This is a genomic window from Citrobacter sp. RHBSTW-00887 (assembly GCF_013728095.1).
GTDB classification, from domain to species: Bacteria; Pseudomonadota; Gammaproteobacteria; order Enterobacterales; family Enterobacteriaceae; genus Citrobacter; species Citrobacter braakii.
The window spans coordinates 594,632-607,271 of sequence record NZ_CP056267.1; the positions used below are offsets into that span (position 1 = coordinate 594,632).

General features: G+C 53.2%; 14 protein-coding genes and 1 pseudogene. 6 read left to right on the forward strand and 9 right to left on the reverse strand.

Translation table 11 applies throughout. The features are described from left to right. Positions 1 to 6: 6 nt before the first annotated feature. A complete protein-coding gene (gene ubiU, locus HV314_RS02860) occupies positions 7 to 1,002 on the reverse strand; it encodes a ubiquinone anaerobic biosynthesis protein UbiU (protein ID WP_016154661.1) in 996 nt (331 codons plus the stop codon). A gap of 219 nt (positions 1,003 to 1,221) precedes the next feature. Here ubiU and ubiT point away from each other — a divergent pair, with 219 nt between their 5' ends. Together ubiT and HV314_RS02870 are read left to right on the forward strand one after the other, a co-directional pair. Beyond that, complete coding sequence (gene ubiT / locus HV314_RS02865; RefSeq protein WP_016154660.1) at positions 1,222 to 1,746, forward strand: ubiquinone anaerobic biosynthesis accessory factor UbiT; 525 nt, start codon at positions 1,222 to 1,224, stop codon at positions 1,744 to 1,746. Then, positions 1,740 to 2,243 (forward strand): GNAT family N-acetyltransferase, encoded by a 504-nt coding sequence (locus tag HV314_RS02870; RefSeq protein WP_016154659.1) that lies wholly within the window; start codon positions 1,740 to 1,742, stop codon positions 2,241 to 2,243. Before ubiT ends, HV314_RS02870 begins: the two co-directional genes overlap by 7 nt. On the opposite strand, the pseudogene HV314_RS02875 reads toward HV314_RS02870, so the two are convergent. Then, positions 2,230 to 2,539: pseudogene (locus HV314_RS02875) on the reverse strand (GIY-YIG nuclease family protein). The gene HV314_RS02870 and the pseudogene HV314_RS02875 sit on opposite strands and share 14 nt — an antisense overlap. 43 nt (positions 2,540 to 2,582) lie before the next feature. Between HV314_RS02875 and HV314_RS02880 the strand changes: the two are divergent. Further along, entirely contained in the window at positions 2,583 to 3,011 is a 429-nt protein-coding gene (locus HV314_RS02880; protein WP_016157562.1) for a YhbP family protein, read from the forward strand. A 37-nt stretch (positions 3,012 to 3,048) separates the two neighbouring features. Then, positions 3,049 to 3,684, forward strand: a complete 636-nt coding sequence (locus HV314_RS02885; RefSeq protein WP_016154656.1) for an NAD(P)H-binding protein — start codon at positions 3,049 to 3,051, stop codon at positions 3,682 to 3,684. A 49-nt stretch (positions 3,685 to 3,733) separates the two neighbouring features. Here the strand turns inward: HV314_RS02885 and dolP are convergent, their stop codons facing one another. From dolP to HV314_RS02905, 4 genes are read right to left on the reverse strand one after another with little or no spacing between them, the layout of a single operon-like run. Further along, positions 3,734 to 4,309 (reverse strand): division/outer membrane stress-associated lipid-binding lipoprotein, encoded by a 576-nt coding sequence (gene dolP / locus HV314_RS02890; protein ID WP_003024954.1) that lies wholly within the window; start codon positions 4,307 to 4,309, stop codon positions 3,734 to 3,736. A 9-nt stretch (positions 4,310 to 4,318) separates the two neighbouring features. Next, positions 4,319 to 4,909 carry a DnaA initiator-associating protein DiaA gene (gene diaA / locus HV314_RS02895; RefSeq protein ID WP_003024948.1) on the reverse strand — a complete coding sequence of 197 codons (591 nt, stop codon included), beginning with the start codon at positions 4,907 to 4,909 and terminating at the stop codon, positions 4,319 to 4,321. A 34-nt stretch (positions 4,910 to 4,943) separates the two neighbouring features. Next, a complete protein-coding gene (locus HV314_RS02900; protein WP_181547269.1) occupies positions 4,944 to 5,339 on the reverse strand; it encodes a YraN family protein in 396 nt (131 codons plus the stop codon). After that, positions 5,297 to 7,366 (reverse strand): penicillin-binding protein activator, encoded by a 2,070-nt coding sequence (locus HV314_RS02905; RefSeq protein ID WP_181547271.1) that lies wholly within the window; start codon positions 7,364 to 7,366, stop codon positions 5,297 to 5,299. Before HV314_RS02905 ends, HV314_RS02900 begins: the two co-directional genes overlap by 43 nt. A gap of 63 nt (positions 7,367 to 7,429) precedes the next feature. Here HV314_RS02905 and rsmI point away from each other — a divergent pair, with 63 nt between their 5' ends. Beyond that, on the forward strand, positions 7,430 to 8,290 hold the full coding sequence (rsmI, locus tag HV314_RS02910; protein ID WP_181547273.1) for a 16S rRNA (cytidine(1402)-2'-O)-methyltransferase: 861 nt from the start codon (positions 7,430 to 7,432) through the stop codon (positions 8,288 to 8,290). Between the two features lie 5 nt (positions 8,291 to 8,295). Continuing rightward, positions 8,296 to 9,297, forward strand: coding sequence for a Fic family protein (locus HV314_RS02915; protein ID WP_181547275.1), 1,002 nt, complete (start codon positions 8,296 to 8,298; stop codon positions 9,295 to 9,297). On the opposite strand, the gene HV314_RS02920 is transcribed toward HV314_RS02915, so the two are convergent. From HV314_RS02920 to HV314_RS02930, 3 genes are all read right to left on the reverse strand, one after another. Beyond that, positions 9,294 to 10,067: a DeoR/GlpR family DNA-binding transcription regulator gene (locus tag HV314_RS02920; RefSeq protein ID WP_003828620.1), complete on the reverse strand. Its 774-nt coding sequence runs from the start codon at positions 10,065 to 10,067 to the stop codon at positions 9,294 to 9,296. The two genes, HV314_RS02915 and HV314_RS02920, sit on opposite strands and share 4 nt — an antisense overlap. 111 nt (positions 10,068 to 10,178) lie before the next feature. Continuing rightward, complete coding sequence (gene gatD / locus HV314_RS02925) at positions 10,179 to 11,222, reverse strand: galactitol-1-phosphate 5-dehydrogenase (RefSeq protein ID WP_181547277.1); 1,044 nt, start codon at positions 11,220 to 11,222, stop codon at positions 10,179 to 10,181. Positions 11,223 to 11,266: 44 nt separating this feature from the next. Continuing rightward, a complete protein-coding gene (locus HV314_RS02930; RefSeq protein WP_016154648.1) occupies positions 11,267 to 12,640 on the reverse strand; it encodes a galactitol-specific PTS transporter subunit IIC in 1,374 nt (457 codons plus the stop codon).

Here is a 12,640-nt window from a genome sequence, read left to right on the forward strand (position 1 = left end):
CTTCTCTCACTGCCATTTACGGTGATACGCGCCAAGCGTGGTCTGCGTGCCTTCGGACATTGAACCGAGCGTTTCCATCCACGCGGCCTGTGGGGCGTAGTTTTGCGGGTCGGCCATACAGCGGTCGATCGCCTGGCGCCACACTTTCGCCACCTGGCTGACGTAGGCCGGGCTACGCTGACGCCCTTCGATTTTCACCGAGGCAATATTGGCCGCCAGCAGTTCTGGCAGCAGCTCCAGCGTATTCAGGCTGGTGGGTTCTTCCAGCGCATGATAGCGCTCGCCATCAACCAGATAGCGGCCTTTACACAGCGTCGGATAACCGGCGTTTTCTCCGTCCTGATAACGGTCGATCAGCACTTCATTAAGACGGGATTCCAGCCCTTGTTGGGTCTGCTGCCAGCGAACAAAACGGGCAGGGGAGCAAGCGCCAACCGTATTAGGAGACTCGCCCGTCAGATAGGATGAAAGATAGCAGCGGCCTTCCGCCATAATGCACAGACTGCCAAAGGCGAACACTTCCAGGGGAACTGGCGTGACGCGAGCGAGCTGCTTCACCTGGTGAATAGACAGTACGCGCGGCAGCACCACGCGGGCGACATCAAAGTTGCGATGATAGAAATTAATCGCCTCTTCATTGGTTGCGGATGCCTGAACAGAGACATGACGCTCAATATGCGGGTAGCGCTCTGCGGCATACTCAAGCATGGCGAGGTCGGCGAGGATCAGCGCATCCGCACCCAGTTGCGCCGCCATATCTACGGCACGTTGCCAGCGCGCGTAACCATCCGGATGCGCAAAGGTGTTAATCGCGATGTGCAGCTTACGGCGGTGCTGATGGACAAAACTCACCGCTTCCTGCAATTTTTTCTCGGTAAAATTAAGGCCGGCGAAATGACGGGCGTTGGTATCATCTTTCAGCCCGATGTAGACCGCATCAGCGCCGTTCTCGATGGCCGCCTTAAGCGCCGGGAGGTTTCCGGCAGGGCAGAGCAGCTCCATAATTTATCCTGAACGTTGCGCCGTAAAGGGCGCAGAAATGTTAACGAAGAGGGATTTTAGTTAACCTTGCTGAGACAATTTTTGATTTGAGGCAGTTAAAGTCGTATTGGTGATACCAATAAGAGGTAACAATTTCGTAGCGAATTGTTGATTTATGCCGCTATGTCGTTTATTTGATATGGCAAAATAGCAGGATAATTGAAACAGGGAGTAAAGCTCGTGTTGGATAAACTGCGTTCACGCTTAGTACATTTTGGTCCTTCTCTGATGAGTGTACCGGTTAAACTGACGCCCTTTGCGCTGAAGCGCCAGGTTCTGGAGCAGGTCCTGAGCTGGCAGTTTAGTCAGGCGCTGGCCGATGGGGAGCTGGAGTTTCTCGACGGTCGCTGGCTGAGCATTCATGTGCGTGACATTGGCCTTAAATGGTATACCTCTGTTGAGAACGATAAACTTATCGTCAGCCAGAATGCAGAGGCGGATGTGAGTTTTAGCGCGGATGCCAGCGATCTCCTGATGATCGCGGCGCGTAAGCAGGATCCGGATACGCTGTTCTTCCAGCGTCGCCTGGTGATTGAAGGTGATACAGAATTAGGGCTGTATGTAAAAAATCTGATGGACGCCATCGAACTGGATCAGATGCCTAAAGCGTTGCGCGTCATGCTGATGCAGTTGGCGGATTTTGTTGAGGCGGGAATGAAAACGTCGCCAGAAACCAAACAGACTTCGGTAGGTGAGCCATGCTGATTCGAGTTGAAATTCCCATTGATGCCCCAGGTATTGATGCATTGCTGCGTCGTTCATTTGAGAGCGATGCGGAAGCGAAATTAGTGCACGACCTGCGTGAAGACGGTTTCATAACGCTTGGTCTGGTTGCTACCGATGACGAAGGTCAGGTAGTGGGTTACGTCGCGTTCAGCCCTGTCGATGTCCAGGGCGAAGACCTGCAATGGGTCGGCATGGCGCCGCTCGCGGTGGATGAAAACTACCGTGGGCAGGGTCTGGCGCGTCAGCTGGTCTATGAAGGACTCGATTCCCTGAACGAGTTTGGTTACGCCGCGGTGGTTACGCTGGGCGATCCGGCGCTGTACAGCCGCTTTGGTTTTGAGCTGGCTGCCCATCATGACCTACGTTGCCGCTGGCCGGGCACCGAAAGCGCGTTCCAGGTTCATCGCCTGGCGGAAGATGCGCTGGAGGGTGTGACGGGCCTTGTGGAATACCACGACTACTTCAATCGTTTTTAAGCGCCGGGGGTTTGCAGGCTGCTCAGTAGTGCCTCAAGCCCTTCGCCTTCAACAAGGCGCTCTTTCTGCCGCTTTGTAAGCTGTTTGACGCGATATTCTAAGCGCAGGGCCAGCGAACGGTCACCGACCTGAGCCGCAAATGCCAACGTGAGTTCTCCCTTTCCGCGCAGCGCCTTCGCGCCTTTCCCACTTTGATGCTGCTTATAGCGGCGCTGCACATCGGTGGTTATTCCGGTGTATAAGGCGTTGTCCGCAGTACGGATCAGGTACAGATACCAGGGTGTCATTGTCACCATCGACGTGATAATTTTCAGGCCTACAGTATAAAAGAGAACAGAAATGGAAACACTGACTGCGGTGACCCGCTGGCTGGCAAAGCAGCACGTCGTGACCTGGTGTGTACATCATGACGGTGAATTATGGTGCGCCAATGCGTTTTACCTGTTTGATGCGCAGAAGATGGTGTTCTATGTGCTGACCGAAGAGAAAACGCGCCATGCGCAGATGTCCGGGCCGCGCGCGCCGATTGCCGGCACGGTAAATGGTCAGCCCAAAACGGTCGCCCTGATTCGTGGCGTACAGTTTAAAGGGGAAATCCGGCGTCTTGAAGGGCAGGAGAGTGAAGCCGCGCGTAACGCCTACAACCGCCGTTTCCCGGTCGCCAGAATGCTGCCTGCGCCCGTGTGGGAGATTCGACTGGATGAAGTTAAATTCACGGACAACACGCTGGGCTTTGGCAAAAAAATGCACTGGCAACGTGATCTATAGTTAATAGAGTGATTAAAGAGTCAGGGGAAGATTAGCGATGAGTCAGGTGTTAATAACAGGCGCAACGGGGCTGGTAGGCGGAAATTTGCTGCGTATGCTGCTCAATGAACCCCGGGTCAATGCCATCACGGCGCCGACGCGTCGACCGCTGGCTGATACGGCTGGCGTCTATAATCCCTATGATCCGCAGCTAACTGATGCGCTGGCGCAGGTCACCGATCCGGTAGATATTGTCTTTTGTTGTCTGGGAACCACCCGGCGAGAAGCGGGTAGCAAAGAAGCGTTTATCCATGCTGACTATACGCTGGTGGTGGACACGGCCCTGACGGGGCGTCGGTTGGGCGCTCAGCATATGCTGGTGGTCAGTTCGATGGGTGCCAATGCCAATTCACCGTTTTTTTATAACCGGGTGAAAGGGGAAATGGAGCAGGCGCTGATCGCGCAAAATTGGCCGCGGCTGACGATTGTTCGGCCTTCAATGTTACTCGGAGAGCGGGATAAACAGCGGGCGAATGAGAGGTTTTTAGCGCCGTTATTTCGGCTGCTGCCGGGGAACTGGAAGTCGATTGAGGCGCGTGATGTAGCCCGGGCTATGCTGGCGGAGGCACTGGCGCCTGGACATGAAGGCGTTTCGATCCTGACCTCTTCCGAACTGCGCGAAAGAGCCAAATAAAATGCCGGAGAGGACGCTCTGGCGTCCCCATCCGGCATTTGTAGCAGTCTTACTTAATAAACGTAAAAGCCGTAGTGACGCGTTTCACGCCGCTTACCCGGCTGGCGATGTCTGCCGCAGCCTTCGCTTCACGTTCAGTTACCAGACCCAACAGGAACACTTCCCCGTTTTCGGTGGTGACTTTCACGTTAGAGGATTTCACCTGATCGCTGGTCAGCAACTGGGAACGTACTTTAGTGGTTATCCAGGTATCGTTAGACGCATCGCCCAGGCCGATTGGCTGACCCTGACGGATCTCGTTAAAGACCTCAGTGGTACCTTCTACGCCCATCGCAATCTGTTTTGCTCGCGCAGACAGTTCGCTATTTGGCGACTGACCGACCAGCAGCACTTTACCCTGATACGCGCTCACGTTGATACGCGCCTCTTTCTTGATCTGGGCATCTTTCGACAATGCGGTATTGACGCGTAATTCCAGGGTTCCGTCATCTACCTGGGTGCCTACACTGCGAGGATCCGTCGCGGCTTTGGTGCCGACAGCAGCAGTTCCGACAACGGCGGCAGCGACACAGCCTTGCAGTAGCAGGGCAGCGATAATCACAGCAAGCGGCGAAAATGCCTTCATGTGTACTCCTTAATCATCCTGGTGAGGGAAAAGCGTGTTATCGATGAGATCGCAAAGGCAGTTGACCGTCAGCATATGCATTTCCTGAACGCGGGCGCTGTGGTGTGAAGGGATACGGATTTCAACATCCTGCGGCCCCAGTAACCCGGCCAGCTCCCCTCCGTCATATCCGGTCAGTGCGACAATTGTCATGTCGCGTGTCACGGCGGCTTCAACGGCTTTTACGATATCGCGGCTATTACCACGCGTAGAGATTGCCAGCAGAACATCACCTGCATGTCCCAGCGCACGGACTTGTTTTGCATAAACTTCATCGTGCAGGCGATCGTTGGCAATCGCAGTTAAGACCACATTATCAGTATTTAGTGCAATCGCAGGTAAACTTGGGCGCTCTGTTTCAAAACGATTGATCATGCTGGCAGCAAAATGCTGTGCGTTGGCAGCGGACGTCCCATTACCACAACAGAGAATTTTGTTGCCATTGAGCAGGGACTGAACCAGCGTCATGGCTGCACGGGAGATCGCATCCGGAAGTGCTTCAGCCGCAGCTATCTGAGTTTGAATGCTTTCTGTAAAGCAGACTTTAATTCTATCTAACACGCTAATCCTTAAGAACCAGGCTCTGAATCTTCAACTATGAGCGGTCGTTGAACGCGTCCTTAAACCACTCAACATCATTTCCGGTGAAGGCTAACACATCGAACCGGCAATCCACAGTATCAAAACTTCCATTGTGGCGTGCAAGCCACAAGCGGGCAGTCTGTAATAATTTGTGTTGTTTGCTCCGGGTCACACTCGCCGCTGCACCGCCAAACTGGGCTGAGCGCCGATAGCGAACCTCAACAAATACGGTGGTGTTGCCTTCATGCATTATCAGGTCGATTTCGCCGCCACGCTCATGCACGTTGGCGGCGATAAAATGCAGTCCCTTGCTCTGCAGCCAGTCACGCGCGGTGGATTCCCACGCGTCACCGGTCTGTTTACTCGTTAACTGGCGGGGACGACTTGTCCTTGCTGGTATTTGAGCCATGATAACTTCCTGTTAATCACACAATCCTGCGTTGCGGTTAAGGCTCCGGTGTTGCCGTTAATTTCGAAACCCTGCACCTGACGCATTTGCGAGAAGTGGTTGGCAAGCGACCAGGCATCGACGCCCATCGCGTACATACGTGCCAGCGAGTAGTCGTTACGAACCGCGCCCAGCGCCTGCTGCATGAGAGGGGCGTTAGCGCCTGCCAGCATCGGAATTTCGCTGTACTGCAAGCCTTCCATCTCCAGACGGAAATCCGGGCCGGCAGTTCCCTGCGCGCTACGGGAGCTGGCGTACAGCGTGGCTCCGCTCTGGCTGCCGTTGCGCATGGCGATCATCGGCTTTATAAATGCAATTTCTTCCGGCGTTGCCAGAATATATACGGCATCAACACGACCGCTGCCGCCGGTGATTTGCGCATCGGTAGGTGCTGCCGGAATGGTCAGACCGCCAATCGTCACGCCAGGCTGCGCGGGTACAGAAGAGGCCACCGGGCTGCCCGTCAGGGAGATCCCCGAGCCGCCGTTGACGCCCATTTTCAGCTCAGCGGTGGAGCCGAACTTCTGCTGCAGCACCACGCCGCCACCCAGTTTTTGCCACTCCTGTGCAAAGGCGTTGGCAACGCGATCGCCTAACGAACTCCGCGGGATCAACAACAGCGGCGTCTGTTTTCCTTGATCGCGAATGTGGCGTGCTGCGTCGCGCGCTTCATCTTCTGGCGACAGAGCGAAGTAGCAGACGTTCGGCAGGTTTTTCACCGACTCCGGCTGATTAAGCGCCAGGACGTTTAATGGCGTGTCGCTTTTCATCAGCTCTTCAACATTGTTCTTCAACAGTGGGCCAACCACGATGCTGGCGCCATCCTGCTGAACCTGAGTCAGGATCTGATTCAGCGGCAGTGATGACGTGTCGTAGATTTTCAGCTCCGCGGACGGATTCGCTGGTGCGCTGGCGGTTGTTGGCTGCGCAGGCGCTGTTGGTTGTGGAGCTGTAGCTTCTGGCTGTGCTGGCGTCTCGTTGGTCAGATCGCTTACTGACGCCTGAGCCGGACTGGCAACACCGTCAGTCGTTTGCGGCTGTTCCGTGGTCGTCGCAGCCGCTGTATCCGCAGCAGCCGCTGTATCCGCAGCAGGCGCGGTAACAGCAGGGGCCGCTACGGGTTGAGTACCCATATTTTTCGCAGCTTCAAAGCCTTGCTGAATAGTACGGCCAAATACAGCGGCCTGACCGTTCAGCGGCAGCAGCAGAGCAATTTTGCTGGTGGAAGCGGGTTTAAAGCTCTGCACGTTAACCAACTGCGTTGGCAATAGTTTTGCCCCCGGGTTTTGTGGATAACGTTTCTGCCAGTCAGCAATACCGGCTTTCATCATGTCTGGATCGTTACGGTTATCGAACCAGACGCGCTGGAGATCTAACCAGCCTTGCAGCACGTTTTCATCCGCATTGATGACCAGCGTCTGCGCTTGCTCCTGGGTCATGGATGACAGCGCCTGCCAGGTGGCATCCATGTTTTTCTGCTTAGCGTTCGCGGCCAGCAGCGGTTCCTGGGCGATCAGGGCGCGCAGTAAAGTCAGCGATGGACGACCCTGGTTGACGTCGATTTGCGCCTGCCAGTATCTCGCCTGCTGGTTTTGATCAAAATCGGCGGGGGTTAGCTTATCCAGCAGGGCCTGTGCGCCAGCGACATCTTTCTGCGCGAGCTTAATTTCGACGGCCAGCAGTGACTGCTCACGACGCTGGGTATCGCTTAGCTTCTGTGGTAGCTGGTTGAACAGCTCGAAAGCCTGCTGGCTCTTGCCTTCTTTCAGCAGTGCACGAATGGCGAGTAATTGCCAGTTGGTCTTGCTATCATCTGAGCTTTGCTGCATTTGTTGCAGATAAAAGCCGGAATCAGCCTGCGCAGTGCCCTGCATATGGGCTGCACTCTGGTCTGGCGCCTGGGTGCCACAGCCTGCGAAAATCAGTGCAGCCAGAATGACTGGTAGCGCGCGTGCGGCTTTCAAACGAGAAAATGTTGAGGGTACCATACTGTATCCAGTGATATTTTTTTACTCAATGCTCAATATTAAATCGGCAATACGGACGACACAATGAAACAACACGAATCGGCGGATAATTCTCAAGGCCAACTCTTTATTGTACCTACTCCTATAGGAAATTTGGCTGATATTACCCAACGAGCGCTCGAAGTTTTACAAGCCGTTGATTTGATTGCCGCTGAAGACACTCGTCATACAGGACTCTTGTTACAACACTTCGCGATTAACGCGCGTTTGTTCGCTTTACATGACCACAACGAGCAACAAAAGGCCGAAACGCTGGTGGCGAAGCTTAAAGAAGGGCAAAACATTGCGCTGGTTTCCGATGCCGGAACGCCGCTGATTAACGATCCTGGTTACCATCTGGTACGGACCTGTCGCGAAGCAGGGATCCGCGTTGTTCCCCTGCCAGGTCCTTGCGCGGCGATTGCTGCCCTGAGCGCTGCAGGTCTGCCTTCAGACCGCTTTTGCTATGAAGGTTTTCTGCCTGCCAAATCGAAAGGGCGTCGTGATGCGATGAAAGCCATTGAGGCTGAACCGCGTACGCTTATTTTTTATGAATCCACCCACCGTTTGCTGGATAGCCTGGAAGATATGGTTGCCGTCTGGGGCGAATCCCGCTACGTGGTGTTGGCGCGTGAGTTGACCAAAACCTGGGAAACCATTCACGGCGCGCCGGTCGGCGAACTGCTGGCGTGGGTCAGGGAAGATGAAAATCGTCGAAAAGGCGAAATGGTGCTGATTGTCGAAGGACACAAAGCGCAAGAAGACGACCTTCCGGCTGATGCGCTGCGTACGCTGGCCTTATTGCAGGCAGAACTGCCGCTGAAAAAGGCCGCCGCACTGGCCGCTGAGATCCACGGCGTGAAGAAGAATGCGCTGTATAAGTACGCGCTGGAACAGCAGGGGTAGTAACAGTGAGCACCTACCAACCACCTTTCGTCATCACTCCATTGATCCTCAATCAAGTCATTGAAATTGGGGAGTTGATGGGAAATTGGGCGGCGATGGCTGGTAGGGCATCTCCTCTTTTGCGCAAAGAGAATCGTATTCGCACTATTCAGGCCTCTTTAGCGATTGAGCATAATTCGTTGACTACGGAACAAGTCACCGCTCTGATGGAGGGGAAACGTATTCTGGCTCCGGCTAAAGATATACAGGAAGTCAGAAATGCGATTCTGGCCTATGAAAAAATGTCAGAGTGGAAAAGTGAAAGACTCTCCGATCTTTTACAGGCACATCAAATCCTGATGATGGGGCTTGTCGATAACCCGGGTCAATTGCGATCCGGCAATGTCGGTGTTTACAGGGAGAAACAGCTTATCCATATGGCCCCACCGGCGTCACAAGTTCTTCGATTGATGAATGACCTACTGGGCTGGTTAAAAACGACAGAGCTCCACCCACTGATTGCTGGTGCTATTTTCCATTATGAATTTGAATTCATTCATCCTTTTGCCGACGGCAATGGACGGATGGGCCGGTTGTGGCAGACATTAATCCTCCGTGAGTGGCGATCGGAATTGGCGTGGTTACCAGTAGAGACACTGATCCACTACCAACAGGATCGCTACTACCAGGTGTTAGGGCAGTGCGATCGACAAAGTAGCTGCACGCCATTTATAGAATTTATCCTTGAAAACATCATCTCTGCTTTGCAAGAGGGATTGGGGAAATCATCAGCCCTGTCGGAAGAAATGTCGGAAGAAATGTCGGAAGAAATGTCGCCTGATTTACTGGATATTGAAAAACGCATACTACGAATCTTGTCGAATCAGCCAGGCAGATCCGCCAAAAGTATCGCTGATGAGTGTGAAATCTCAGCCCGAACTGTAGAACGCTATCTGAAAGCGTTGCAGCTAAAAGGCAAACTGCAACGCGTTGGCGCGACGAAAGGGGGGCTATGGAGGGTAATTTAAACGACCAGCAGTTCAACCCCTGTTTTGGCCAGCGCTGATTTATCCTGTTTGCTGATACTGTCGTCGGTTATTACGCAGTTAATCTTCTCCATTGGAAGTACCTGATTAAAACCTCGTCGGTTAAATTTTGTTGCATCCAGTACGGCAATAACCTTATGTGCCGCAGCAGCCATCACGCTACTAATCGAATAGCCTTCGTTGAATGTCGTTATACCATTAGTGGCATCAATCCCGTCGGCGCCAACGAACATCAGGTCTGCGCTTATCCCTTGAAGGGAACGTTCAGCGATAGTGCCATGCATTGAATGAGTTTTGTGACGCACCGTGCCGCCGCAGACGACCAGCGTAATGTCTTTGTTTTCCGATAACGTAAACGCAGCGGGCAGGCTATTGGTAATAACTGTGATATTACTTTTTCGGTTTAGCGCCTCAGCGATCAGTAAGGTCGTGCTTCCGCTATCCAGAATCACGGTCATTCCTTCCTCGACCATTGCCGTTGCAGCCTGAGCGATCCGCTTTTTGGGATCGCTGGCAAGCTGATACCGGTCTTCTAATAATACTTCCTGATTGTCACCTTCAGCCAGATGGCTTCCTGGTTTTGCCGCACCGCCATGAAAACGGGTGACCAGACCCTTCTCTTCTAATAACCGCAGGTCGGCGCGAATGGTTACTTCAGAAATACCAAAGGTATTCGAAAGATCCATTACCAGTACGCTACCTTGCGTATTAATCAGGTCGACAATTTTATTCCTTCTCTCAAATGAGTTCATATTGATTTGCCTGATAATTTGACTGCCACTAGTTTAATCGAAGGATTGCGAAAGGTGAACGCTAAATTTCGAAAGTAAATGTGAGCCAGCGCAGGTTGCTGGCTCGTTGGGTCAGGAGAGTTTGAGCAGAATTTTCCCCTGCATCGGCGCGCCATTGAGTGACTTGACTGCGCTGGCAAAGCTGTCGGCATCACCACTGTGGGCAATTAACGGCTCAAGCTGTAAGCGTTTCTCCGTGAGTAAACGGGCAGCGGTTTCCCACTCTTCTCCAGGCCATGGGCTGGAATAGTTCATCCAACTGCCAAGGATGGTTAACTCTTTACGCAATATTTGCCCAAAAACACCTGAAGCTAGCGCCAGATCGTGATGCAGCGTACCGACTAATGCCAGTTGAGCGCGAGGTCCGGCAATTTCGATCGACAGAGTAACAGTTTGTGGGGTTCCCGCAGTCTCCAGGATGAGTTGGTCAAATTGAATGTTCTCCAGACTGGAGTGGATCTCGGTCGCACTCATCTCCCGACTGTTAAACACATAGGTTGCCCCCAGTTCTTTTGCTAACGCCAGCTTCTGCGGGTTGATATCAATCGCCGTGATGCTTTTTGCGCCGAGTTCGCGAGCACATTGCATTGCCAGTAAACCGATAGTACCTGCACCAACGATGATCACGTTTTTGCCTTCGCATCCCTGAGCGAGGTGAAAAGCATGCAGGCCAACGGTAATGGGCTCAATGAATGCGCCATCATCAATCGGCATTTCTGAAGGCAGGCGGAACAGGTTGGCGCGTTTTACCACCACATATTCTGCATTGCCGCCTTCGCTGCGCGATCCGACAAACTGATATTGCTTACACAATGAGAAATATCCACGCTCGCACTGAGGACAGTGGAAGCAGGGGAGCAGCGGTACGCAGGCAACGGCATCTCCGGGTTGTAGATCGGTTACGCCCGCGCCGTAAGACTCAACATAGCCACTGAACTCATGCCCAAGTGTGATTGGATAATAGTGAGCGCCATGATTGAAGACTCGGGGAATATCTGAGCCGCAAAGCCCTGAACTGACCACCTTGACCAGTACATCTTCATCAGTTTGCAGTTGTGGTATGGGACGTTCTTCAACGCGTACGTCGCCCTCAGCGTGAATAACCACTGATTTCATAAGTGTCTCCAGAAAAGTGAAGGGGAGCAAATGCTCCCCAGAAATTAAGATGCGGTCTGGCTTTCTGTTATGGCTGCCGCTTTTTCAGCCGCCACGAAATTACGCGCCCGACGCCAGGTCAGCAGTACACCCAACAGGTAAATAGCACCGATAATGATGAAACCCACCACGTTCTGCCAGGTGAAGAGCTGGATTAGCAGCCAGGTGATTGGGGAACCGCCCTGGTCCATTGAAGCCACCATGCCACCAGCTTTCAATGCGCCCGCATTGGCGGCTAGCTGGGTATGTAAACCAATGGTTTGCGTGGCTATCCACAGGGTGATACCCATGATGATGACGCCGGAGATCAGCGTGCGGAAAAGGTTTCCCTGATGAACGGCTACCGCCATGGCGACAAAGAAACCAATGGTCGCGAGATCGCCGAATGGCAGAACCTGGTTTCCTGGTACCAGAACGGCAATCAGAATGGTCAGCGGGATAAAGATAAGACTGGCGGAAACCACCGACGTATGGCCGAGCAGTAGCGCAGGATCCAGGCCAATCAAGAACTCCTGGCCACCAAATTTTGCCTGCAGGCGCTTGCGAGCATGCTTTGCAATGGGAGTGAGTCCATCCATAATCGGTTTAATGACGCGCGGCATGAGCAACATAACGGCAGCTGTTTTCACCGCCAGTTGGAGCACTGCTTTAACGTCATACCCTGCCAGCATGCCGATCACTAACCCCATCACAAAACCGACGGTCACGGGCTCGCCGAAGGGGCCGAAGCGTTTTTGTACATCGTCCGCACTGAAATGAATGCGGTTCAGACCTGGGATTTTTTCAATGATCGTATCAACCAGGACCGCTATCGGGCCCAGATATGCCGAGGAACCATGTGGAATGGCGATGCCTTCCAGACCAAAAAAGTCGCGCGTGTCTTTGGCAAACCAGTCGCCCAGTTTGTAGACGAAGGCGGCATGAACAACCACACCGAGGATGCCCAACCAGTATGAACCGGTCGCCAGATGCAACATGGCGCCGGTAAACGTCATATGCCAGATATTCCAGATGTCGACATTCACCACACGGGTCATGCGGGTAACCAGCATCAGGATATTCACCCCAATGGCGACAGGAATCGCAATTAACGCAATTTGCGAAGCCCAAGTCATCGGTGATGAACCAGGCCAGCCGACATCGATGACGTGCAGGTTGATTTGAAACTGTTCTGCCATTGCTTTTGCGGCAGGTCCAATAGAGTCCAGCATCAGGCCGATTACCAGACCGATGCCGACAAACCCAATCCCGATATGCAGACCAGATTTAAAACAATCCCCGAGCTTCATTCCCAGCAATTTTGAGAAGATGATGATCACTAACGGCAGCATAACCGTTGGACCTAAATCGAGGATATAACGCATTATTTCGCTAAACAT

What these genes read in the sequence shown, in the direction of transcription:
- ubiU (WP_016154661.1), bottom strand. Translation starts at nt 1,002, where the DNA reads ATGGAGCTGCTCTGCCCTGCCGGAAACCTCCCGGCGCTTAAGGCGGCC.
- HV314_RS02870 (WP_016154659.1), top strand. Translation starts at nt 1,740, where the DNA reads ATGCTGATTCGAGTTGAAATTCCCATTGATGCCCCAGGTATTGATGCA.
- HV314_RS02880 (WP_016157562.1), top strand. Translation starts at nt 2,583, where the DNA reads ATGGAAACACTGACTGCGGTGACCCGCTGGCTGGCAAAGCAGCACGTC.
- HV314_RS02885 (WP_016154656.1), top strand. Translation starts at nt 3,049, where the DNA reads ATGAGTCAGGTGTTAATAACAGGCGCAACGGGGCTGGTAGGCGGAAAT.
- dolP (WP_003024954.1), bottom strand. Translation starts at nt 4,309, where the DNA reads ATGAAGGCATTTTCGCCGCTTGCTGTGATTATCGCTGCCCTGCTACTG.
- HV314_RS02900 (WP_181547269.1), bottom strand. Translation starts at nt 5,339, where the DNA reads ATGGCTCAAATACCAGCAAGGACAAGTCGTCCCCGCCAGTTAACGAGT.
- HV314_RS02905 (WP_181547271.1), bottom strand. Translation starts at nt 7,366, where the DNA reads ATGGTACCCTCAACATTTTCTCGTTTGAAAGCCGCACGCGCGCTACCA.
- rsmI (WP_181547273.1), top strand. Translation starts at nt 7,430, where the DNA reads ATGAAACAACACGAATCGGCGGATAATTCTCAAGGCCAACTCTTTATT.
- HV314_RS02920 (WP_003828620.1), bottom strand. Translation starts at nt 10,067, where the DNA reads ATGAACTCATTTGAGAGAAGGAATAAAATTGTCGACCTGATTAATACG.
- gatD (WP_181547277.1), bottom strand. Translation starts at nt 11,222, where the DNA reads ATGAAATCAGTGGTTATTCACGCTGAGGGCGACGTACGCGTTGAAGAA.
- HV314_RS02930 (WP_016154648.1), bottom strand. Translation starts at nt 12,640, where the DNA reads ATGTTTAGCGAAATAATGCGTTATATCCTCGATTTAGGTCCAACGGTT.